Annotated in this window: 20 protein-coding genes and 1 tRNA gene; 12 read left to right on the forward strand and 9 right to left on the reverse strand. The window is 59.8% G+C overall.

The features are described 5' to 3' along the window. Positions 1-118 precede the first annotated feature (118 nt). The 4 genes from VF629_RS11345 to VF629_RS11360 all read left to right on the forward strand — a co-directional run bounded on the left by VF629_RS11345 (position 119) and on the right by VF629_RS11360 (position 6,493). Positions 119-1,261 carry an aspartate aminotransferase family protein gene (locus tag VF629_RS11345; RefSeq protein ID WP_331058595.1) on the forward strand — a complete coding sequence of 381 codons (1,143 nt, stop codon included), beginning with the start codon at positions 119-121 and terminating at the stop codon, positions 1,259-1,261. A gap of 467 nt (positions 1,262-1,728) precedes the next feature. Further along, positions 1,729-2,817: a glutamine-hydrolyzing carbamoyl-phosphate synthase small subunit gene (carA, locus tag VF629_RS11350; protein ID WP_331058596.1), complete on the forward strand. Its 1,089-nt coding sequence runs from the start codon at positions 1,729-1,731 to the stop codon at positions 2,815-2,817. A gap of 141 nt (positions 2,818-2,958) precedes the next feature. Then, a complete protein-coding gene (gene carB / locus VF629_RS11355; protein WP_331058597.1) occupies positions 2,959-6,189 on the forward strand; it encodes a carbamoyl-phosphate synthase (glutamine-hydrolyzing) large subunit in 3,231 nt (1,076 codons plus the stop codon). 34 nt (positions 6,190-6,223) lie between these two features. Continuing rightward, positions 6,224-6,493: a hypothetical protein gene (locus VF629_RS11360; RefSeq protein WP_331058598.1), complete on the forward strand. Its 270-nt coding sequence runs from the start codon at positions 6,224-6,226 to the stop codon at positions 6,491-6,493. 200 nt (positions 6,494-6,693) lie between these two features. Here the strand turns inward: VF629_RS11360 and VF629_RS11365 are convergent, their stop codons facing one another. Next, entirely contained in the window at positions 6,694-7,293 is a 600-nt protein-coding gene (locus tag VF629_RS11365) for a Uma2 family endonuclease (protein ID WP_331058599.1), read from the reverse strand. A 196-nt stretch (positions 7,294-7,489) separates the two neighbouring features. Here VF629_RS11365 and VF629_RS11370 point away from each other — a divergent pair, with 196 nt between their 5' ends. Next, the gene (locus tag VF629_RS11370) at positions 7,490-8,434 is read left to right on the forward strand and encodes an acetylornithine carbamoyltransferase (RefSeq protein ID WP_331058600.1); all 945 of its coding nucleotides are present in this window, start codon (positions 7,490-7,492) and stop codon (positions 8,432-8,434) included. A 327-nt stretch (positions 8,435-8,761) separates the two neighbouring features. On the opposite strand, the gene VF629_RS11375 is transcribed toward VF629_RS11370, so the two are convergent. Beyond that, positions 8,762-10,003 carry an aminotransferase class V-fold PLP-dependent enzyme gene (locus VF629_RS11375; RefSeq protein WP_331058601.1) on the reverse strand — a complete coding sequence of 414 codons (1,242 nt, stop codon included), beginning with the start codon at positions 10,001-10,003 and terminating at the stop codon, positions 8,762-8,764. A gap of 193 nt (positions 10,004-10,196) precedes the next feature. Between VF629_RS11375 and VF629_RS11380 the strand changes: the two genes are divergently transcribed. After that, positions 10,197-10,472 carry a hypothetical protein gene (locus VF629_RS11380; RefSeq protein ID WP_331058602.1) on the forward strand — a complete coding sequence of 92 codons (276 nt, stop codon included), beginning with the start codon at positions 10,197-10,199 and terminating at the stop codon, positions 10,470-10,472. A 130-nt stretch (positions 10,473-10,602) separates the two neighbouring features. Next, positions 10,603-11,649, forward strand: coding sequence for an adenylate/guanylate cyclase domain-containing protein (locus tag VF629_RS11385; protein WP_331058603.1), 1,047 nt, complete (start codon positions 10,603-10,605; stop codon positions 11,647-11,649). 38 nt (positions 11,650-11,687) lie between these two features. Here VF629_RS11385 and VF629_RS11390 read toward each other — a convergent pair whose 3' ends face one another. The 5 genes from VF629_RS11390 to VF629_RS11410 all read right to left on the reverse strand — a co-directional run bounded on the left by VF629_RS11390 (position 11,688) and on the right by VF629_RS11410 (position 18,136). After that, complete coding sequence (locus VF629_RS11390; protein WP_331058604.1) at positions 11,688-13,907, reverse strand: tetratricopeptide repeat protein; 2,220 nt, start codon at positions 13,905-13,907, stop codon at positions 11,688-11,690. A gap of 3 nt (positions 13,908-13,910) precedes the next feature. After that, positions 13,911-14,399: a hypothetical protein gene (locus tag VF629_RS11395; RefSeq protein WP_331058605.1), complete on the reverse strand. Its 489-nt coding sequence runs from the start codon at positions 14,397-14,399 to the stop codon at positions 13,911-13,913. A gap of 211 nt (positions 14,400-14,610) precedes the next feature. Continuing rightward, the gene (locus VF629_RS11400; protein ID WP_331058606.1) at positions 14,611-16,671 is read right to left on the reverse strand and encodes a cyclic nucleotide-binding domain-containing protein; all 2,061 of its coding nucleotides are present in this window, start codon (positions 16,669-16,671) and stop codon (positions 14,611-14,613) included. A gap of 103 nt (positions 16,672-16,774) precedes the next feature. Continuing rightward, positions 16,775-17,641, reverse strand: coding sequence for a YitT family protein (locus VF629_RS11405; RefSeq protein WP_331058607.1), 867 nt, complete (start codon positions 17,639-17,641; stop codon positions 16,775-16,777). 422 nt (positions 17,642-18,063) lie between these two features. Beyond that, positions 18,064-18,136 (reverse strand) — tRNA-Lys (locus VF629_RS11410). Between the two features lie 107 nt (positions 18,137-18,243). On the opposite strand from VF629_RS11410, the gene VF629_RS11415 reads away from it, so the two are divergent. From VF629_RS11415 to VF629_RS11425, 3 genes are all read left to right on the forward strand, one after another. Then, entirely contained in the window at positions 18,244-18,981 is a 738-nt protein-coding gene (locus tag VF629_RS11415) for a hypothetical protein (RefSeq protein WP_331058608.1), read from the forward strand. Between the two features lie 43 nt (positions 18,982-19,024). Further along, complete coding sequence (locus tag VF629_RS11420; RefSeq protein ID WP_331058609.1) at positions 19,025-19,849, forward strand: MOSC domain-containing protein; 825 nt, start codon at positions 19,025-19,027, stop codon at positions 19,847-19,849. 104 nt (positions 19,850-19,953) lie between these two features. Next, entirely contained in the window at positions 19,954-20,646 is a 693-nt protein-coding gene (locus tag VF629_RS11425; RefSeq protein ID WP_331058610.1) for a DUF2461 domain-containing protein, read from the forward strand. Positions 20,647-20,705: 59 nt separating this feature from the next. On the opposite strand, the gene VF629_RS11430 is transcribed toward VF629_RS11425, so the two are convergent. Continuing rightward, positions 20,706-21,329: a deoxynucleoside kinase gene (locus VF629_RS11430; RefSeq protein WP_331058611.1), complete on the reverse strand. Its 624-nt coding sequence runs from the start codon at positions 21,327-21,329 to the stop codon at positions 20,706-20,708. Between the two features lie 125 nt (positions 21,330-21,454). On the opposite strand from VF629_RS11430, the gene VF629_RS11435 reads away from it, so the two are divergent. Then, positions 21,455-21,910 carry a hypothetical protein gene (locus tag VF629_RS11435; RefSeq protein ID WP_331058612.1) on the forward strand — a complete coding sequence of 152 codons (456 nt, stop codon included), beginning with the start codon at positions 21,455-21,457 and terminating at the stop codon, positions 21,908-21,910. 90 nt (positions 21,911-22,000) lie between these two features. On the opposite strand, the gene VF629_RS11440 is transcribed toward VF629_RS11435, so the two are convergent. Continuing rightward, positions 22,001-22,459 (reverse strand): hypothetical protein, encoded by a 459-nt coding sequence (locus VF629_RS11440; RefSeq protein ID WP_331058613.1) that lies wholly within the window; start codon positions 22,457-22,459, stop codon positions 22,001-22,003. A gap of 112 nt (positions 22,460-22,571) precedes the next feature. Here VF629_RS11440 and VF629_RS11445 point away from each other — a divergent pair, with 112 nt between their 5' ends. Further along, complete coding sequence (locus tag VF629_RS11445) at positions 22,572-23,099, forward strand: GNAT family N-acetyltransferase (RefSeq protein ID WP_331058614.1); 528 nt, start codon at positions 22,572-22,574, stop codon at positions 23,097-23,099. Positions 23,100-23,210 lie beyond the last annotated feature (111 nt).

Here is a 23,210-nt window from a genome sequence, read left to right on the forward strand (position 1 = left end):
GAGCGAAGCCGAAGCATCTCTACCACGAGCGTAATTAGGTTTACTACGACGGGAGAGATGCTTCGGCTTCGCTCAGCATGACCGCGCACTTTTTATATGCTCTGACAACAATCTAATCATGGAGCTTTTCAACGTTTATCCGCTCGTCAACATCACGCCCGTAAAGGGGTTGGGTGCAAAACTCTGGGACGACCAAGGCCAGGAATACCTGGATTTTTACGGCGGCCACGCCGTTATTTCCATCGGCCACAGCCACCCGCACTACGTGCAGCGCCTGACGGAGCAATTGCAGAACATTGGCTTCTACTCCAACTCGGTGCAGATTCCGATTCAGCAGCAACTGGCGCACAAGTTGGGTCAGGTTTCGGGCTACGAGGATTACACGTTGTTCCTCTGCAACTCGGGGGCTGAGGCGAACGAGAATGCGCTGAAGCTGGCCTCCTTCCACACCGGCAAAAAGCGCGTGGTCGCTTTTAAAGGAGCTTTCCACGGCCGCACTTCGGGCGCAGTAGCCGCTACTGATAATCCCAAAATTGTCGCGCCTTTCAACGCCAACCACGCCATCACGTTCGTGGATTACGACCTGAAAGCAGTGGCCGAAGTGCTGCGCGGTGGCGACGTTTGTGCCGTCATCATCGAGCCGATTCAGGGCGTGGGCGGCATCATCATGCCTTCGGATGATTTCCTGCAGGGCCTGTCGCTGCTTTGCGGCGCCCACGAGGTGCTGCTCATTGCCGACGAAGTGCAGAGCGGCTACGGCCGCAGCGGCAAGTTTTTTGCGCACCTGCACGCCGGCATCAAGCCCGACATTATTTCGGTGGCCAAGGGCATGGGCAACGGCTTCCCCATCGGCGGCATCCTGATTTCGCCCAACCTAAAAGCGTCCTACGGCTTGCTGGGCACCACGTTTGGCGGCAACCACCTGGCCTGCGCCGCCGCGCTGGCGGTGCTAGAAGTCATTGAAGAGGAAAACCTGCTAACCCACGCAACCGAGCTGGGCGACTACCTGCGCCAGGAACTGGAAGCCAACGCTGGCGCCGAAGAAATCCGCGGCCGCGGGCTGATGGTAGGCATCAAGTACGACTTTCCCATCAAAGACGTGCGCGACAAGCTGCTGACTGAGCACCACATTTTCGTGGGCAACGCCTCCGACCCGACGGTGCTCAGACTGCTGCCGCCGTTGAACATCACGAAGGCAGAAGTTGACCGATTTCTACAGGCCCTCTACGTGCTGACCGAAGCGGAAGTAAGAACGGCGTAGAGACGTAGTAATTTGCGTCTTGTTACTGAACGAATCCTGCACGGCACCGAGGGCAAGACCTGAACCGCACGGCGCAACGAAGGGCCGCGTCTCCACACTCAAACGGTAGAGCCCACCGTAATGAAAGCATCGAACATTGTCATCGTTATTTGTTGCTGCTTGTCGGTGGGCTACGGGCTCTACTTGAAATATTTCGCCGAGGCATACGATGCACTCTCTCGCATAAACCAAGCGAAAGAAGGCATGACGCGGGAGCAGGTTACGGCTGCGTTGGCGGCTCCGGACTCAGTTTATTGGCAGAAGTCAGAAGGTGATTCTCTACTGGTAATGAGCTATAAACTAAGCGGTGACAACAAAAGCTCCATCCGAGTAAAGCTGCGGAATGACACCGTTAGGGCTGTAAAGTATCACAAATAAGAACACGACTGAAATAGGCAGGCTTCAACTTTTCTAACAGAACCTTCACATTGGAAAATAAGAAATTGGTCAAACTCGTCCTCGAAGACGGCACCGAAATCGAGGGCACTTCCTTCGGCTCTTTTACCTCAGTAGCAGGCGAAGTCGTATTCAGCACGGCCATGACCGGCTACCCCGAAAACCTTACCGACCCGTCCTTCGCCGGCCAGATTCTGGTGCTCACCTACCCCATGGTGGGCAATTACGGCGTGCCCGGCGAAGAATTGTACGAGTCGATTTCGAAAATTTTCGAGTCGGACAAAATTCACATTGCTGGCCTTGTGGTCAATTATTACTCCGAGGAGCACAGCCACTGGAACGCTGCCAAAAGCCTCGGCGACTGGCTGAAGGAGTACAACATCCCCGGCATTTTCGGCGTGGACACCCGCATGCTCACCAAAAAGCTGCGTGAGAAAGGCGCCATGCTGGGCAAAATCGTGGCCGGGGAGGACATTGCCCTGCACGACCCCAACCAAGACAACCTAGTAGCCCAGGTCAGCCAGCCCGAGGTACAGCACTACGGCAACGGCCAGCACAAAATCGTGCTGGTGGACTGCGGCACCAAAACCAACATCATCCGTTGCTTCTTGGAGCGCGACGTGGAACTGATTCGCGTGCCCTGGGACTATGATTTCACCAAAATCGACTACGACGGCCTATTCCTAAGCAACGGCCCCGGCGACCCCAAGATGTGCGAGGCCACCATCGGCCACCTCCAAACCGCCCTACAGCAGGACAAACCCATTTTCGGCATCTGCCTCGGCAACCAGCTCATGAGCCTAGCCGCGGGCGCCGACACCTTCAAGCTGAAATACGGACACCGCAGCCACAACCAGCCGGTCCTGCTTTCGGGCACCAAACGCAGCTTCATTACAAGCCAAAACCACGGCTTCGCGGTAGATACCGCCACGCTGCCCGAGGAGTGGACCATGCTATTCGAGAACCTAAACGACGGCACCTGCGAAGGCATCAAGCACAAAACCAAGCCATTCTTCTCCACCCAGTTTCACCCCGAAGCTGCTGGTGGGCCGGAGGATACGGAGTTTCTTTTCGATGATTTTCTGAGAGCGGTAGAAGAATACAAGACCGCTGCGAACTAGACCAGAAAGCTAGTTTTCTTCCTTGAAAAAAGGCGGGAAACTAGCTTTCTAGTTTTAGTCCAGCTTTAAAAATTAAAATCTAGTCCCCCTCTTATTGAAGTAAGAGGAATAGGGGCCCAAGCCCCCGCCAGCACACACAAAATGAACAAACCCAACAAAGTTCTCATCCTCGGTTCCGGCGCGCTTAAAATTGGCGAAGCCGGAGAGTTCGATTATTCCGGCTCGCAGGCGCTAAAGGCCCTGAAAGAGGAAGGCATCCGTACCATCCTCATTAACCCCAACATTGCCACCGTGCAGACGTCGGACAACATTGCCGACGACGTGTACTTCCTGCCCGTGACGCCCTTCTTCGTGGAGGAAGTCATCAAAAAAGAGCAGCCCGATGGCATTCTGGTAGCTTTTGGCGGCCAAACGGCGCTAAACTGCGCCGTGGCTTTGTTCCGCGGCGGCGTGTTTGAGAAGTATAACGTGAAGGTCCTGGGCACGCCCGTGCAGTCCATTATCGACACTGAGGACCGAGATATTTTCAAGGACAAGCTCGACCAGATTGGCGTGTTTACGGCCCGCAGCGTGGCCGTGACCACGATGGACGACGCACTGGCGGCCGGCGAGAAAATCGGCTTCCCCATCATCGTGCGGGCAGCGTTTGCGCTGGGCGGGCTAGGCAGCGGCTTCGCCAACAACATGGAGGAGCTGCGGACGCTGGCCCAAAAATCCTTCACCACTTCCGACCAGATTCTGGTGGAAGAATCGCTGAAAGGCTGGAAGGAAGTGGAGTACGAAGTGGTGCGCGACCAGTATGATAACTGCATCACGGTCTGCAACATGGAGAACTTCGACCCCATCGGCATTCACACCGGGGAGAGCATCGTGGTGGCCCCGTCGCAAACGCTAAGCAACCGCGAGTACCACAAGCTGCGCAGCATCGGCATCAAGACCATTCGCCACCTGGGCATCGTGGGCGAGTGCAACATTCAGTACGCGCTGGACCCCGTTTCGGAGGATTACCGCGTGATTGAGGTGAACGCGCGCCTGTCGCGCTCCTCGGCGCTGGCCTCGAAAGCCACGGGCTACCCGCTGGCATTTGTAGCCGCCAAACTGAGCTTGGGCTACTCGTTGTCGGAGCTGAAAAACAGCGTGACGCAGACCACATCGGCGTTTTTCGAGCCGGCCCTGGACTACGTGGTGGTGAAGCTGCCGCGCTGGGACCTCAGCAAATTTGAAGGCGTGAACAGGCAAATTGGCAGCGCCATGAAGAGTGTGGGCGAGGTCATGGCCATCGGCAAATCCTTCGAGGAGGCCATCCAGAAGGGCCTGCGGATGCTGGACACCGGCAAGCGGGGCTTCGTGGCCAACCGGCCCGAAACCGTGGACACCGACACCATCGACAAGCTGCTGAGCGAGCCCAATGAGGAACGCATTTTCGCCATCAATGACGCTTTTGAGGCCGGCTATACGCTGGACCAAGTGCACGAGCTGACCAAAATTGACCACTGGTTTTTACAGCGCTTGTCCACCATTTTCCGGCTCGGCAACCAGCTCGCCGAAGGCCGCGCCAACGGCTTGGCTGGCCTCGAAACCAGCCTGCTGCGCGAGGTAAAAAAAGCTGGTTTCTCGGACCAGCAGATTGCCGTGAAGCTGCTCGGGGAAGGCGATGTGAAAGCCGACGAGCTGCTGGTGCGCGCCCGCCGCAAAGCCTTGGGCGTGCTGCCGGTCATCAAGCAGATTGACACGCTAGCAGCCGAATTTCCGGCCAAAACCAACTACCTCTACAGCACCTACCACGGCACTGAGAATGACTTGGCGCCCGAAACCGACAAGTCGGTGGTGGTGCTGGGCTCAGGCGTGTACCGCATTGGCAGCTCGGTGGAGTTCGACTGGTGTGGCGTGAACGCCGTGCAAACGGCCGCCGAGGAAGGCTACAAAACCATCATCATCAACTACAACCCTGAAACCGTTTCGACCGACTACGACGTCAGCGACCGGCTGTATTTCGAGGAGTTGAGCTTCGAGCGGGTGATGGACATTCTGGACTTTGAGCAGCCGCAGGGCGTGATTCTCTCCACCGGCGGCCAGATTCCCAACAACCTCGCTACCCGCCTGGCCGAGGCGCAGGCGCCCATCCTCGGCACCGCGCCGGCCCGCATCGATGAGGCCGAAAACCGCCACAAGTTCTCCAGCATCATGGACGAGTTGGGCATCGCACAGCCGCGTTGGAAGGAGCTGACCTCGCTGGAAGCCATGTACGAGTTCGTGCGCGAAGTCGGCTTCCCGGTGCTCATCCGGCCGAGCTACGTGCTGTCGGGCGCCGCCATGAACGTGGTTTCCAACGGCCACGAGTTGGAAGCCTTCCTGCAAACCGCTGTGGAAGTAAGCTCCGAATACCCCGTGGTGGTGTCAGAATTCATCCAGGAAGCCAAGGAAATTGAGCTCGATGCGGTAGCCGACCACGGCGAAATTGTGAGCTATGCCATCTCCGAGCACGTGGAGTTTGCCGGCGTGCACTCCGGCGACGCCACCATGTACTACCCGCCCCAACGGGTGTACGTGGGCACCATCCGCAAGCTGAAAATCATCGCCGAAAAAATTGCCAAGCGCTACGAAATCAGTGGCCCGTTCAACATCCAGTTCCTGGAGAAAAACGGCGAAATCCGCGTGATTGAGTGCAACATCCGGGCCTCGCGCAGCTACCCGTTCGTGTCGAAAGTGTCGGGCAACAACCTCATCAAAAAGGCCACCCAGGTACTGCTGGGCAAGAAGGTAGAGCGCGACGAAAGCGAGCGGGTCTATGACCTGCCCTTCGTGGGCGTGAAGGCCCCGCAGTTCTCCTTCACCCGCCTGCCCGGCGCCGACCCGGTGCTGCGCGTCGACATGGTAAGCACCGGTGAAGTGGGCTGCCTGGGCGACACCGCCGAGGAAGCCCTGCTGAAATCGATGCTGAGCGTGGGCTACAAAATCCCGCAGAAATCGGTGCTGATTTCCGGCGGTCCCATCATCTCCAAAGTGGCCCTGCTCGCGCCCGCCGCGCTGCTCATCAAAAAGGGCTACACCGTATACGCTACACAAGGCACGCACCGCTTCTTCGCCGAAAACGGCATTCCCAGCAGCCTGCTCTTCTGGCCCGATGAACTACAGGAGCCCAACGTGCTGACGTATCTGAAGGAAAAGAAAATCGACTTGGTAATTAATATCCCAAAAAACCTATCGAAAGGTGAGCTGGATAATGATTACAAAATCCGCCGCACGGCCGTGGATTTCGGCGTCGGTTTGCTGACGAATGCGCGGCTGGCAAAGGCGTTTATTCAGGCCTTCTGCTCGCTGGAAATGAAGGATTTGAAGATTAAGAGCTGGAACGAGTACAAGGCGATGTAGAGCGGACTTTGTAGTCCGCGTATCGTTGAACATCATGCGAAACACAGATTTACCAGAGCGCTGGAAGCTGAAGCTCCAAAAGTATCTGATTGCCAAAGGAAGCACTAGGCCTGAAAACCTTAGTGCTTCTGATTTTCCGTCAGAAACCACTGTTTGTATTCGCTTCGAAGACGGTTCACATGTCGAGTTCAAATACGCTTTTATAATTGCAGCGCCTGAATTTCGAGAAGTCGCCGTTTTCACGGAGCACTGCGGCTATCATCTATTTCCGCTGTATGATGGGCTATTACTGAAAGTGGAATAGCTTATTCAACCGTTTACCTTCGCCCCATCTCACGGTCTTTCCACCTCGCCACACGGCTTCCTCCTAAAAAAGGTGAAGCCCCCGGTGCTAGGAACACCGAGGGCTTCAAAGGAGAAGGTGGAAACGTACCTAGCTTCTCGGTCTAAATGAGAAAAACCGTGCGGTGAAAGTTACAGAAGAAGCTTCTGCTTCAACAGCGTCTACCCCCGCCGCAATGGCCGCAAATCCAACGCAAAACCGGGCAGCGCCGGCTCGGCACTCAGCGTCGTGTCGAAGCTGGTTATTTCTTCCGGTTCCTGCCCGCGCCGGTAGATGGTGGCGGTTTCGTTGGTGGGGTCGAGCAGGAAGCCGACTTCAACGCCGTTGGCCAGGTAGGTTTCCATTTTGCAGCGCAGCGGGGCCAGCCCATCGGAAGGCGAGCGGACTTCGACCACGAACGGGGGGCACACCGGAGGAAAACGCAGGCGCTGTTCCTCAGTCAGGGCATCGTAAGTAGCCTTAGGTACCCACGAGGCATCAGGCGAACGTACGGAACCATCAGGCAGTGTGAAGCCGGCCGAGGAATCGTAGGCGTACCCTAACTGATGCTGGCGATTCCACAGCCACAGTTGGCCATAAACTTCACCCGATTTGCGGCTGGATTCGGAACCGGCAGGAGGCATAAAGATGATTTCGTGTTCGGCGTTACGCTCCAAGCGCAGAGTAGGGTTATGCTGACAGACCTCGTAAAACTCGTCGTCCGTGAGCCGGGTAAGTGGGCCATGCAGCACCACTAAATTGTCGATGTCGGCGAAAGTCATAGCAGCAAGAAATGGAAGCTCATCAAATATACAGAGTTGTTATACGACAAGAACGGCGCAGGCGTAGAAGTTCGTCCTTCCGTTCTTACGGCACTAGCAGTAGCGCGACCGTGCCCGGCAGGAACTTTGTAGTTCGCGTAGTCACACGACCTGTATTCTAACAACGCGAACTAAAAGTTCGCGCTACATCAACACCATGAAAAACTTCACCTCCTTCGCCGATGCCGGCGACTACAAAGCCCTGCTGCAACAAGCGCTGGAAATTAAAGCCAATCCTTACGGCTACCAGCACATCGGGCGCAACAAAACCGTCGGCCTCATCTTCTTCAACCCCAGCCTGCGTACCCGCCTCAGCTCGGTGAAGGCGGCCTACAACCTGGGCGCCCAAGCCTGGGTGCTCAACGCCGGCACCGACTCCTGGACCCTGGAAATGGCCGATGGCGCGGTGATGAACGGCGGCACCCAGGAGCATATCAAGGACGCCATCGCGGTGATGAGTCAGTACTGCGACGTGCTGGGCGTGCGCACCTTCCCTACCCTCAAGGACAAGGCCGAGGACTACGGCGAGGTCGTGTTCAACAAGATTCTGCAATACGCCACCGTGCCCGTCATCAGCTTGGAAAGCGCCACGCTGCACCCCCTGCAGTCCTTCGCCGACCTGATTACGGTGGCCGAAACCAAGCAGAAGGAGCGCGTGAAAGTGGTGCTTACCTGGGCGCCGCACGTGCGCGCCCTGCCTCAGTGCGTGCCCAATTCCTTCTGCGACTGGTTCTCGGAAATCGACTGGGTCGACTTCGTCATCACCCACCCCGAAGGCTACGAGCTGGACGAGAAATTCACCAAAGGCGCCCGCATCGAATACGACCAGCGCAAAGCCCTGGAAGGCGCCGACTACGTGCAAGCCAAAAACTGGAGCAACTACCGCGACTACGGCCAGGTGCTCCAAAACGACCCCGCCTGGATGCTCACCCCCGAGCACATGGCCCTCACCAGCGACGCTAAATTCCTGCACTGCCTGCCCGTGCGCCGCAACGTGGAAGTGTCCGACGCCGTGCTCGACGCGCCCGGCTCGCTCATCATCCAGGAAGCCGGCAACCGCACCATCTCCATGCAAACCGTGCTGCACGAGTTGCTGAAGTAACGGTTGATATCAGGAGCGAATACAGAAGGTTTGCCAGCAGCGAAAAGCACGTCATGCCGAGCGCAGCCGAGGCATCTCGCGTGCTGTCACTAATCCAATCGCAAGAAAAGAATTGCTGCCACACGCGAGATGCCTCGGCTGCGCTCGGCATGACGGTTTAATAAACACCCCGCCAAACTGGACTTGGTTGGGGCTGCTGCGTTTACCGCGCTATTTCCGCTTTGCCCGGAATTTCCAGCGGGGCTTCAAGCGACGCCGGGTTATTGAGGCACGAAAACGGGGCCGACCAACAAAACGTGGAGTTTTCATAATCGAATAAACAATGTTTTAGCGCAATTTCCACACAGCTGCCAGTGCCCGGTCCACCTCCTCGGGGGTGTTGATGATGCCCGGCGTGAAGCGGGCATATTGATAATATTGGTAAGGCGCTTTCGTAGAAATGATTTTCTCCTTCTGCAGCGCTTCAATTACTTCGTCGGTGTTGTAGCCGCGCACTTCGAACGAAGTGATGCCGGACGAAAGCGCCTCATCCAGGGGCGTGTGCAGCACCACGTGCGGCATGGCGGCCAGCCCTTCCTTGCACTGCCGGTTGAGCTCGTGCACGCGCTGGCACACCTGCTCCCGGCCCAGCGACTCCATAAACTCAAACGCCGCGCGCAGGGCCCAGCGGTGCTCCAGCGAATGGAAGCCGCCGGGCGTCATCTGCTTGCCGTCCATGTGGTCGGGCCGCTCGGCTTCCTCCGTGATGATGTCCATGGCATCGGTGAAGGTGGGAATGACGGGCGACACCGTTTGCCAGGCCTCGCGCGTGGCGGCCACCAGCCCGGTGCCGCGCGGCCCGTAGAGCCACTTGTGGCAGCCGGCAATGAAAAAATCGCAGCCCAGTTCGGGGAGGGTTTCGCGCTCGATACCAAAGCCGTGCACGCCATCCACGAGCAGCAGCACGCGGTCGGCTTCGTCGCGGTTGCGGTTTAGCTCGGCCAAAGCTTGCGCTATCTGGGCCACCGGCGTTTTGAGGCCGGTGCTGGAATGTACCCAGGTAATGCCCACCACGCGGGTTTCGGGGCGCACTTCCCGCACGAGGCGGTCCACCATTTCGTACTCGGCCACGTGGTTGAGGCGGTCGTACAGCGCAATCTTGCGGTAGCTGCCGCCCGAGCGGCGCGTGGCCAGCCGGATGGCCTCGTGCTGGGAGTAATGGTCGTGCACGGTGGTCAGCACTTCCTGGCCGGGCTGCAGGTTCAGGCCCGAATAGATGGTGCCCAGCCCCATGGTGGTGCTGTCGGTCATGGCAATGTAGTCGGGTTCATTCATGCCGAGGTAGCGGGCCGCGGCTTCGCGCACCTTCTGCATCTCGGCGTTTTCCAGCTCCTGGGTGCAGAGCACGGGGTTCTCATCGAGCAGGCGCCGGTAGTGGGCAATGGCCTCGCGCACGGGCTTGGGATGCGAAGCAATGAATTGGGAAGCCCCGAGGTGCAGATAGTCCGGCGTCAAGTTGAATTGGGCGCGCACCTCCTCCCAGCTCAGGGACGAAGTAGCAATGGTGGTGGGATTTTTTTGGCCAATCATACGGATGGTGATAAATAAGAAAACCAGGCACGACGCAGCCCGGTCGGCTTCTCTAGTACGCGCCCAATTATGAGCTGTTAGTCCGGAAAACACGGAAATCAGTCCGTAAAAACCTCTTTTCATTCCTGACAAAGCACCTTGCCCTAAGTAGAAACCGTGACAGCTGGCAAGTACCGGCCCGTATCCTGCCTCAATGCTCACTCCCGCACTACTCGCCCGCACGCCGCAATGTGGTCGTATCCGACGCCATGCCCACTACCGCACCATCTCCATACAAACCGTGCTGCACAAGCTACTGAAACAGGTGCTTGCCACCTTGCCAACTTGGGGCTGTAAACAGATTTGCAACAGCACAGAAAAGCTCTCCGCGGCTGCGCGCGAAGGGCTTTCTAATTATGCTATATTCGTTGCGGGCTACAAGAAATGGGCAAGGCGAGCCAAAAGTGCCTGGCTGAACCCTGCGCTCTAACGCCCATTGTAGCCAATGAATCTTATGCACTAGCTAAAAAGCGACGAGCTGCTCTCAGCGTTAGACGACCAGAATCGCGCCGGGCCTACTCGCTGCTCTACACCCAAAATTGCTTTTCGCAGACCTGCTCATGAAAACCAAAATCCTGGTCGTGGACGACGAAGCCGATTTGGAGCTGTTGATTAAGCAGAAGTTTCGGCGCAAGATTCGGGAGGGCGAGTACGAATTCGTTTTCGCCAGCAACGGGCAACAGGCCCTCGACCACGTGGCCGCGGCGCCCGACATCGACATCATGCTGGCCGACATTCGCATGCCGGTGATGGACGGGCTGACGCTGTTGTCCAAGCTGCGCTCGCTGAACACCGTCATCCAAACCGTCATCGTTTCGGCCTTTACCGACTTGGCCAACATTCGCACGGCCATGAACCACGGGGCGTTCGATTTCGTGTGCAAACCCGTCGATTTTGACGACCTGGCGGCCACCATCGAGAAAACCAGTCGGGAAGTGCAGCAGCTGCGCGGGACGCTGCGCGCCATTCAGGAGAACAACATCCTGAAAATGTACGTCAACGAAACCGTCATCAACTTCATGGCCAAGCCGGGCTTTGAGGAGCAGTTGCTGGCCAGCGAAACCCTGGAAGCCACCGTCGTTTTCATCGACATCTGCGGCTTCACGGCGCTGGCCGAGCAGCTGCCGGCGAGCATCGTGGTGCAGTTGCTGTGCACGTATTTCGACCAAATTGTGCGCGAAATCATCAGTCAGGGCGGCTACGTCGACAAGTTCATGGGCGACTCGGTCATGGCCGTGTTTCGCGGCGAGTACCACCTCGACCGGGCCCTCGACGCGGCCCTGTCGGTGCGCAGCTTGCTGAAAGCGCCGGCGGGGGTTATTCCAGAGCACATTAGCCACCAGCCAGCGGTGTCCATTGGGGTGAATACCGGCGAAATGGTGTCGGGCAACATCGGGTCGGTGTCGCTGAAGCGGTTTGACTACACGGTCATCGGCGACGCCGTCAACCTGAGCCAGCGCCTGCAATCGGTGGCGCACGCCGGCCAAATCATCATCAACGAAGCCACCTACCAGCGCATCAAGGAAGCGTTTCAGTGCCAGCCCGTGGGCAAAGTCAGCCTCAAAAACAAGGCGCAGCCGGTGATGACCTACGAGGTGCTGGCCTAGCGCCGCGGAAGCGGCCGGCTACCAGCGCTTGGCCCCGCCTAGCTCAGGTGCAGGGCGGGGTTGGCGTCGGCCAGGGCTGCGGGCTGCGCGTGGCCTGCTCCCACGGTTAGCGGCAAGGTGATGACGAATTCGGTGTACTCGTTCTCCGTGCTTTGCACCGCAATGGAGCCGCCGTAGCCCTTGGTGATGATGTCGTAGCAGAGCCACAGGCCCAGGCCCGTGCCGTCGCCGGGGGGCTTGGTGGTGAAGAACGGGTCGAATATCTTTTCCACCGCCGCCGCCGGAATGCCCGTGCCGTTGTCGCGCACGCGCAGCTCGGCCGTGTGGCCCAGGCGGCGCGTGGCCACGAACACCTGCGGCATGTAGCCGGGCTGGTTGGGGTGGGCCGCTGCCCGCTGCTGCACGGCATAAAAGGCGTTGGTAAACAAGTTCAGCAGCACCCGGCCTATTTCCTGGGGCACGAGGTGCAATATTCCCAGGTTGGGGTCCAGGTCACAGGTTTGGGCCACGATGAGGTGGCGGTGCTTGGCCTGTAGGCTGTGGTAGGCCAGGCGAAGGTAGTCGCGCACCAAGGCGTTGAGGTTGACGGGCTGGCGCTGGCCGGTGTCGGAGTGGGCGTGCTCGAGCATGCCTTTCACGATGTCGCCGGCGCGGGTGCCGTGCTGGTGAATCTTGCGCAGGTTTTGCTTGAGGTCGGTAAGCAGCAACGACTCCAGCGCGGGGTCGCGCACGGGCTTTTGCTCCTCTTCTTCCAGTTCCGTCACCAGTTCCAAGCTCACCTCCGAGAAGTTGTTGACGAAGTTGAGCGGGTTCTGAATTTCGTGGGCCACGCCGGCTGTGAGAGCAGCCAGGGCCACCATTTTCTCGCTTTGCACCAACTGGGCCTGCGCGGCTTTCAGCTCAAAAAGGGTGCGGTTCAGGTTGTCGCGCTGGTGGGCAATCTGGTTGTTTTTCTTGCTCAGGGCGCGGTTGGTGCGCTGCTTGAGGTAGACGTTGCGCCCCAGCAGCGCCACCACCAGCACCGTGCCCAGCAAGCCCGCCAGCAGGCCGTAGAGCTGCTGCCGCTGCCGGGCTTCTTTTTGGGCCTGCAGCTGCCGCGTTTTGGTGAGCAGCGCAATCTGGTCCTGCTTCTTGTCGAGCTCGTAGCCGTAGCGAATGGCGCTGGTTTTGAGCTGTGTGTCTTTGCCCGAAAGCGAATCTTTGTAGGCCACCCATAGCTTCTGAAAACGGTAGGCCTGCCCAAAATCGCCCCGCTCGGCGTAGGCCTGCGCCAGGATGTCGGTGGCGTTGCGCAGGTTTTCGGTGCTACGCTCGGCCTGGGTCGGAACAAAATTCTTCCGGGCCAGGGCAATGGCACTGTCGGGCCGCTGTTTCAGCAAATAGGCCCGGGCCAGGGCCAGTTCGGCCAGGGGCAGATTGTAGGCGTCCTTGCGAGCCCGCGCGGCGGCCCGGGCCCGCAAGGCCTGCTGCACGGCCAGGTCATAATCCCCTTTCTGGCTGTACAGTTCGGCCAGACTGATTTCGTCGGTGGTCACGCTTTTCTGGTCGCCCAGCTTGCGGTTCAACTTCACCGCCTGCTGATAATAGGACAGGGCTTGCGGCCAATTCTCCAGCATTTGGTGGGTGTTGCCCAGCAGGCTCAGCGCCGAGGCCACCACGTGCTCATCTCCCAGGGCGGTGCCGTTGCGGTAGGTGTCTTCCAGCACCGGCAGGGCTTCCGCGTAGTTTCCCATGTGCAAGTAGTTTTGGCCAATTGCCACTTGCAGCCGCGTTTGGGTCATGCGGTCGCCCGCCTGCTCGGCATAGGGCAAGCCTTGCAAGGCCGCGTAGAGTTCGGCCACGGGGTTGGCCTGCACCATCTCAATCAGGCTCAGCTGCAAATACGACACGCCCAAGCCGGCCTTGTCGCCGCGCCGCGCAAAAAGCTTCTGCGCCTGCTGCGTATAGGTGCGGGCCTGCACAAAATCACCCCGCAACCGGGCCAACGTGGCCAGCCGAATCAAGGCCTTGCCCTCGCCCACCGCGTCCTTCAATCGGCGGCTCAGCGCCAGGGCCTGTTCCAGCACGGAGGTGGCGCGTGGCAAGTCCGCCATCGTCAACTCGGTGCTCAGTGCCTGCAAGCGGCGCACCCGCGTGGTGTCCGGGCGAGGGTCGGCCGCGAGTAGCGCCTGCAGGCTATCGGCCGCGGGCGTTTGCGCCGCCAGCGAGCCAGCGCGCAGCACCCCAATGGCGGCCAACAAAAGGAGCCCGCTTTTCATGGGCTAGTGCTCCGGCAGAGCCTCCTTTCCGCGCCTCGACGCGAGGGTAAGAGGATACGGTGGGTTGATTATCACCCCAAACGTTGCTTCTCTCCTAGCAAACAACGCCCGTTGCGCGGGTTCTTTTCCCAACCCCAAGTCGGGGTCTTGGCGTAAATCCTCCGTCAACTCAAACCCCAATTGGGCGAGGTTCCGGCGCACTTCCTCAAAGCTGTCTGTGGGTATTCCCCAGTATTCGACAATGCAGCCCGAATGAGGTGTTCCCGGCGGCACAACGCGCACCAACCGCTCTACTGCGTCACCCGTAGCCAAGTCTACTCGGAAAGAGAAATAATTTTGTGAGGCGTCGTCCACCGGTGTTCTAGGCTCGCCGTATGGCCTCTGATACATCCTTGCCTTGAGCAGGCAATCCTCCGGATTAGAAAACCTCTCTTCAACGGAAGCAGGCAACCCTTCCCGCAACAATAATTCGACAATGTCTTCAGTGCTCATACTCGTTCAGGAAATGACGACGCGTTTCTATAACTGCCACGTTGACGCGAGCCTCCCACATGCCGTTGCGCTACTGGTCAGTAAGTAAATATATACTGAAATAATAAAAATTACACCATTATTAAGCAAAAAATTACAATTTAACAAGCAGATACTACCCGCACATGGGCATTATGCCATTGAGTTGCAGTTGAGCCTGCTGCAATCGACTTCACTCCGCCACGCTCATCTTCTCGTTCTGCCGGCGCAGTCGCTGGCACAGCACCCGCAGGATGTTGCGCAGCACTTCGGGGCAGTCTTCCATCATTTCAAAGAACTCGTCCTGGTCTAGCCGCAGCGCCACCACGGCCCCGCGGGCCACGGCCGTCGCGGAGCGGGGCTCGGCATCGAGCAGGGCCAACTCCCCAAAAAAATCCCCTTTGCGAAAGGTGGTCAGCCGTTGCCCGCCGTTGAAAATGTCAACCTCCCCTTCGCAAACCAGAAAGAGGGAAGTACCCAGCATGCCCTTGGCGAATATTTCGGCTCCCGGCGCGTAAGAAACTTCGCGCATGATGGGCACCACGGTGCCGAGGACGTTTTCGGGAGTTTCGGCAAAAAGGGCCGTTCCTTTCAACAGCAACACCCGCTCTTGCGCCGAGACGCCAAGCGGTGAAACAGAAGCATTCATAAGCAGGGAGCTAACGTCGGGGTGAAGCAACAATAACTGCTCGTAGGCGGCCGGGCGCTGCTGGGGCAGTTGCCGCAGCAGCGCCCGGGCACTTTCCTCAATCAGGCGGTCGGGCGCGTGCAGGTGCTGGTAGAGGTACAGGACGGTGTTGGCCCGGGGGCGCCACTCGCGCAAAGCAACGCCGATGGTCCAGGCCGAAAACGCGGCACTGCCGCGCCGCACAATCGTGGTTTGGATGGGTTCCGACACCGTGAAGGGCCCCAGGATGTCGTCGAGGTCCTGAATCTTGTCGCGAATCCGGCCGCCGTCCACCAGGGCTTGCACGCCTTGGTACAAGGGCCGGGGCAGCACCTCTTGCAGCGCTTCCAAGGCCAGCGCCTGCCGCTCGCCGGTGAGGTGCAGGGCGGCCCGCTGCGCGTCCAGCAGGCGGGGCCGCTCGTACACTTGCAGCAAGGCCTGGAACAGCCGCTGCCGGGTGCGGCCCAACTCGTAGCGCAAGGCTAGGTCCAGCTCGGCCGAGGCCGACGCCATGCCGCACAGCAGCTGTTGCGCCAGCCGAAGCTCGTCTTCGACTACTCGCCGGAACACCGACGCGTCCTCCGGGACGGTCGCAAACGCGAGCAGGGCCTGCAGGGCGGCCGCGCGCTGGGGCAAATTGTCGGTTTGGGCGGTACGCACCAGCACGTGCCGGGCCGCAGGGGTGGCAAATTGGGCGCAAGTATTCGCCAGCACCCGCAACAGCCGTCCATCCGTTTCCAGCCGCAGCGCTTCGGCCAGGGCGGCCAGGGCGGCATCGCCCATGCGCAGCAAGCTTGCCACGGCCGGCGCCCGCACCGTTTTCAGCCCCATCATGGCCACCAGTTGCTTGGCCAGGGCCGCGTTGGGCACCGCCTCAATGGCTTCGACGGCCGCTTGCACCAGGTTCACTTCTGAGCTGTGAAACGTATTGGCCACCAGCGTTGCTTGCTGTTCCGGGGTCAGAAAACGGAACAGTGCCAGCGCCATAAACCGGGCTTCGTTATCGGCCGAGGCCACCGTAGCTGCCAGGCAAGCCTGCGCGCGGGCGTCGGTGGGGGCCACTTCCAGCCGGCCGCGCAGCGCCCCCGTGCGCACCGCCAAATCGGGATGGGTCAGCAGTTCATCGGCTTCCAGCCGCTGGCCCAGCAGCTGGCTGGCCAATTCCCGCAGCACCGAATTATCGTCGGTCAGCGCCACTTGGCGCAGCGGTTCGGCGTTCAGGTGCTTGCCCACCAGCCCCAGCACCCGGTGCCGCACGCGCCCGTTGGGGTGGTGCAACAGCGGCCCTGCGCGCTCCACGAGCACGGTAGCGCCCACTGCGTGCAGCCGGTCCACGGCTTCCAATATTTCCTCCGGGTTTGTTCCGAGCTCAGCGGCTTCCACACCTTGCCCGCCCGAGTCCGTCGGGGTACGGGGGGCACTGCTCGCCGCCGGCTTGCTGAAAGGCCGGCGCGTGGCCCGATACCCCCACAAAAACGCCACGAGCAGCAACAAGAGCCCCAGGCCGCCCACCAGCACCCAGGGCTGAAATTCTCCAACGGAAGTTGCCAGCAAAACGCGCGGCGCCCCCCATTGGCCCGTTGCCATCGGGTTGCCAGGTAGCACATGCAGACAAAAACCTTCGTTTTCCATCGTACATATCATTTTTAGCCATCCGCTTCCACGCTCGTTTTCGGCCTCACTCCGCGGCTCAATGCAGGGCCCTTTTTTTCACCAGCCCGCCCTTCATGTCGCCTATGCTTTGGGTAAAGACGAAAGCTTGCGGGTCGATTTTATGAATTTCATCGGTCAGGTTCACCACTTCTAGGCGGGTGATGATGGTGAACACAGCCTCTACCTTCAGCCGTTGGTGCCCGTGCGACCCGTAGCCCTGGGTGCATTCGTACACCGTCACGCCGCGGTGCAGCTTGTCGGTTATCATCCGTCGAATCTCGGTGCTGTGAAAGGAGAGCACCGTGAGGCCGGTGTATTCCTCAATGCCCACCAGAATGAAATCAACGGTCTTTGCCGCCGACAGATAGGCCAGAATGGAATACAAAGCGGTTTCTATCGACAGCAGCCACGCCGCCACGCTGAAGATGACAATGTTGATTATCAGTACTATGTCGCCGATTGAGGCCGGCATTTTGCGGCTCAGGTAAACGGCCAGAATCTCGGTCCCGTCCAGCACGCCGCCGCCGCGCATGGCCAGCCCCACGCCCGCCCCCAAGAAAAACCCACCAAAAACGGCTATCAGCAGTTTGTCTTGGGTCAGGGAGGGGAATGTCACTATCAACAACGCACCCGCCAGCGCCGAAATCGTCAGCAGCGTTTTCACCGCGAATTTGGGCCCCAGCTGATAGTAGCCCAGCACCACGAAGGGTACGTTTATCAGTAGGATGAGTGCCGACAACGAGATGCCCGTCAGCCGGCTCACCATCAGGGCAATGCCCGTCACGCCCCCGTCAATAAACCCGTTGGGCAGCAGGAAACCCTTCAGGCCCAATGCCGCCGCGAATACCCCAACGAGGAGCATTGCGACCTGCAGGGCCATTTGCCCCACCCCACGCTGCGACATAGCACGGGTGAAATAGGTCAAGGAAGTGGTTGGATTCACGGCGCAGTGTTTCAAGTGGAACAAGAATCACACAAGGCCATCTGGCAACTGAACGGTGCCATAACAAGCAGTTCTCAACTGCTAATCTGCCAAATTACCCTTGCGCCATGCCCACCCCAACAGGCGAAAGCGCCCATGAATATACAGTTATTTTTTTGAACTATTTGGCTAGTTCAAGAATTTTTCTCACTACTCTCGACTTGAGTTAACGCCAGAGTAGCCCAACTGAACCCGTCATACTGTAGCCTGTTGCATACACGCTACATTTTAGGCTAGTAGCAATTCTTCCCCCTGCGCCTAGCCCCTGCCGCACTTCGAGCCCTAAACTCAGAAGTGCCCAATGAAAAAGCCCCACCCTGCGAACAGAATGGGGCTCTTTGCTGTGATCCCGCTGGGATTCGAACCCAGGACCCGTACATTAAAAGTGTACTGCTCTACCAGCTGAGCTACAGAATCGGTACCTTGTCACTTCAAAAGAGCGTTACCCTTTTTTGTGGGCACAAAAGTACGACTACCTCCCGGATTTCACAACCTTGATTCAAAAAAAAGTCTCTTTTCTTTCTGTGCGGACCCTTTTGCTGGGATTAATCATCCTGCTTCTCTGTGGCTTGGCCACAAATGCCACCCCAAACAATCAGCAAAAAAAAACTCCACGGCCCACCGCCAAAAGCCTGGAGCAAGCTGATTCGCTCTTCGCCGCGGGGCAATACGAGGCTGCTTTCCCCGCGTATCGCGACCAAGTTTGGCAACAGCGGCGCACCACCCCGGAGCTGCTCCTGAAAATGGCCTACGCCCAGCAGCAGCTTGGGCACTACCCGGCCGCGCTGTTGTACTTGAGCCTGGCGCAGGCGCGGCAGCCGCGGGTGCGCACTTGGCGGCAGATGGCCGCCTTGGCCGTGCAGCACCGGCTGGTGGGCTACCCGGCCACGTGGCAGCAGGAGTTGCGGGTGCAAGCCCAACGCTACTACTACCCCGGCCTACAGGCTTTGCTGGCCGGCGCAGTCATCGGCGCTATTTGGTTGCTGTGGCGGCGTAGCCCCCGGGGCGCATGGGTGGGCTACGCGGCCTACGTGGGTCTGATAGGCGTGTACCTGCACCTGCTGCGCCCGGCCCCCGCGGCGCTGGTGGCCCGCGCCGGCGCCACCCTCATGGCCGGGCCAAGCGCCGGGGCCGCCTGGCTGAGCACCGCGGCCGTGGGCGACCGGGTGCTGGTGCTGGGGCAGCAGGACATTTGGTACCGGGTGCGCTGGCAGCAACGCGAGGCGTTTGTGCGCGCCGCCGATTTGCTGGTGGTTGAGTAGAAAAGCAGCGGCGGGTTGGCGGGGCACGGGTACTTTTGTGGCTATGTCTGCTCCTCTTTCCCTTACCGGTCTGTACGTGTATCCTGTCAAATCCCTCGGGGGCTATGCCGTGCCCGAGGCCGACGTAACGGCTCGCGGGCTGCGGCACGACCGCCGCTGGCTGCTGGTGGATGAGCGCAACCGCTTCATGACCCAGCGCCAAGAGCCGGCAATGGCTTTGCTGACGGTGGCCCCGGCCTACAATGGGTTCCTCATCAGCCACCGCCAGCGGCCCGATTTACTCCCGCTCTTCTTTCCCTTCGAGGCCACGCCTGACCGCACGCTGTTCGTCACCATTTGGGACGACATGGCGTGGGCGTGGCGCGCCGCGCCCGAAGCCGACGAGTGGCTGTCAGAAGCCCTGGGGCGCCGCTGCCGGCTGGTGTACATGTCGGACATGGTGCGGCGCGAGGCGGAGCCTGAGTTCAACCCCGAAGGCCAGCTGGTGAGCTTTGCCGATGGCTACCCGTATTTGCTCATCGGCGAAGCCGCCCTGGCCGACTTGAACGCCCGCCTGCCGCAAGCGGTGCCCATGAACCGCTTCCGCCCCAACCTGGTATTCAGCGGGGGGCAGCCCTACGAGGACGACAACTGGGAGCGTTTCCAGATTGGCGACGTGGCCTTCCGGGCGGTGCGGGGCTGCGGGCGCTGCGTGCTCACCACCATCGACCAACAGACCGCCACCAAAACCCCAGCAGGCGAGCCGCTGCGCACGCTGGCCACCTACCGGCGCACCGACGGCGGCACGATGTTCGGGCAGAACGTGACGGGGCCGCTGCAGGGCCGCCTGCGCGTGGGCGATGCCGTGACCGTACTCAGCCACAAATAGCTTGTTGGCTGCGGACAAGCCAATCGGCCACGGTTTAGCTAAACGGGCAACTCTGGTTGCGGCAGCAGCGTTCTGCCAGCCGGGCCATTTGCCCGCCTCGCTGCATGGAACTTGATTATCTGCTGGATTTCCTCCGCCGGCTGGCGGCCAACAACACCACCGCCTGGATGGCGGAGCACCGCCCCGACTACCAGCGCGCCCGCGCCACCTGCACCGAACTGGTGCGCCGGGTACTGGCCAAAGTCGCCGCGACGGACCCGGACCTGGCCGACTTGACTACGGCCGATGTGCTGTTTCGGCTGCACAAAAACGACCGGGCCCACCGCGACCCCGAGCCCTACAAGCGCCGCATGGGCGCGGGCCTGAAGCTGGGCGGGCGCCACGCGCCGCGGGCGGGGTATTTCATCGCCATTCAGCCCGATGGGCGCAGCTGGTTGGGGGCTGGCACCTTCCACCCTACTCCGGCCATGCTCGCGGCCATTCGACAGGAAATTCACTACAACGGCGACCGGTTTCACCGGCTGCGGGAGGCGCCAGAGCTGCTGCGTCACTTCCCGACGGGCCTCGACGTGAGCGGGCCGCAGCTCACCCGGCCGCCCCGCGGCTACGCTGCCGACGACCCGGACTTGGCTTGGCTGCGCCTAAAGACGTTCGGCGTGGGTCACTTTTATGCCGACGCCGAGGTGCTGGCGCCTGATTTTGTGGAGCGCGTGGTGGCGGGCATTGCTGCTGCCCGCCCTTTGGTCGACTTCTTTAACGAAGCACTGCCAGGCGCCGAGCAAGTAGGTGTCAGCTAAAAGCAAAAGCCCTGCCGCGACGAGCGAGGCAGGGCTTTTGCATGTTGAACCAAGGTGGCTTAGAACAGGCCGAACAAGGTGTTGTTAATCTTGTCGATGATGGTGCCCAGGTCTTCGGGGTTGCGCACGTAGTCGAGCTCGCTGACGTCCACGATGAGGTGGCGGCCGGCGCTGTAGGTCGAAATCCACTTTTCGTAGTGCTCGTTGAGGCTTTTGAGGTACTCGATGCTGATGCTGTTCTCGTAGTCGCGGCCGCGCTTTTCAATCTGGCTCACTAGCTTGGGCAGGTCGGCGCGCAGGTAGAGCAGCAAATCGGGCGGCGCCACCAGGTCAATCATCGACTCGAACAAGGCGTAGTAGTTGTTGTAGTCGCGGGTTTCGAGCAGGCCCGACTCGTGCAGGTTGGCCGCAAAAATGTGGGCGTCCTCGTAGATGGTCCGGTCCTGGATGATGCCTTTGCCGGCCTTCTGCAGCTCCTTGATGCGCTGCGTTTGGCGGAAGCGGCCGTTGAGGAAATATACCTGCAGGTGAAACGCCCAGCGGGGCATGTCGTGGTAGAAATCCTTCAGGTAGGGATTGTCGTCCACGTCTTCTAAAAACACTTCCCAGCGAAAATGCTGGGCCAACTTATGAGCCAGCGTGGTTTTACCAGCCCCAATGTTGCCGACGATGGCAATGTGCATGCGCTACGAACGAATAAGACGAGAGAAAAGCAGAACCCCAAAGATAGCAGCACCGCTGGGTTTCAGAACCATCATACAATATTGGCTATATTTGAAAAAACCCCCGAATACTCCTACCTTCTGCTATGCTGTCCTACCCGCCCAGCCAGCACCTTACCCTGCAAGACGAGCACGGGGCGGCCCTGGCGGACTACTTCTACTACGCGGCCGATGAGCTGCTGTACGTGCACTGGCACGGCCAATTGACTGGCGACGCCATCATCAGGGGGGTGGGGCACGGTACTGCATGGCGCGACCAACTGCACTATTCGCTTATCCTAAACGACAAGAGCGACACCGGCGGCGACTGGAGCGACGCGCTGCCGTGGCTGCAATACGAATGGCTGCCCCTGGCCGTGGACGCCGGCGTGCGGGCCATGGCTTACGTGTTTTCGCCCGACACCGAAAACCGATTCGCCAGCCATGATTTTGTGACGGCGGTGCGGCCCCGGATGGCCATCGAGCTATTTGACGACCTGGACACGGCGCTGGCTTGGCTGTTGAGCCAGCATGAGGCGCAGGACATTAGTAGCAAGGCGTAAGACGCAAGTAGCAGGACACAAGTAATAAGACGTGGGACGCAAGGCTCGGCTTATCCTGCTACTTGCGTCTTACGCCTTGCTACTCACTCGCTATTCATCGATTTTGGCTTTGACTTCGCGGGCCCCGCGCAGGGTGTGAAACTCGCCTTGGAAAGTGCGAATGCGCAGCCGCTCCTCGACGGGCAGCTCGGTGCGCACTTGCTGGTAGCGTTGGTTGAGGCGGGAGAGCACGCCGTTGGCGTTGTCCCAGTCCTGGTAGCTCCATTGGCGGCGTTCTTCGCGGGTGGTGGCAATGAAGCGCTCGTAGAGGTCGGGCAGTTCGTGGGCTTGGGCGCGGGCCAGGTTCACGTCGGAATTCAGCAGGTGCTGCTGCACGGGGTCGGAAGCGGTGCGGGGCGCGGCAGCCTGCGCGCGGGGCTTGGCTAACAGGTCGCCCGACGGCCGGGCGCCGGTGAGTTCGCCGCGCTGCCGAAGGTCGTCGGCAGTGGTTTGGGCGTGGCCCGCGAAGGGCAAAGCAGTCAGGAGCAGAAGAAGGGATGCAGCTTTCATGGCGTGGGAATGAAGACAGGAAACCGGCCAATTAACGCAAGTAGCGCGCCAACCGTATTCCCGGGGCGGTTTGGTTTCGTTTTTTTCGCCGCAATTTCGTGTTTTGCCGCTTATGACCTCTGACGCCCCCGCCGCGCCGCCGCGCATTGAGCCCGCCACGCTCAAGGACATCCCGACCATTATTCAGCTGGCCGAGGCCACGTGGGAGCCCACGTACCGGTTCATCATTTCGCGCGAACAGCTCGAATACATGTACCGCGTGATTTACACGTCGGCTTCGCTGAAGCGGCAGATGGCCGAGCAGCACCACACGTTTCTGCTGGCGTACGTGGCCGGCGAGCCCGCGGGCTTTGCGTCCTTCAGCCCCTTGCCCGCGGAGGAAGACGGCGGCACTGGCTACAAGCTGCACAAGATTTACGTGCTGCCCACCAAGCAGGGACAGGGCCTTGGCTTGCACCTCATCGAGGCCGTGGAAAACGCCACCCGGCAAGCCGGCGGCAAATTTCTCGACCTGAATGTGAACCGCTACAACCCCGCCATTGCGTTTTACGAACGGCGCGGCTTTGCCCGCCAGCGCGAGGTGGACGTACCCATTGGGCCGTACTTCATGAACGACTACATCATGCGCAAGGAGCTCTAATCTAATTCCGCGCGCTCCGACTGGGAAAGGCACTAGCGGCAGTCCTACCTCGCGGGTGGCTTCTGCATCATTTCACTCTTCGGTTTTCATCCGCTACTTCTCACGCTTCAT

The organism is Hymenobacter sp. (genome assembly GCF_036388155.1).
In the GTDB taxonomy this organism is placed as follows: Bacteria; Bacteroidota; Bacteroidia; order Cytophagales; family Hymenobacteraceae; genus Hymenobacter.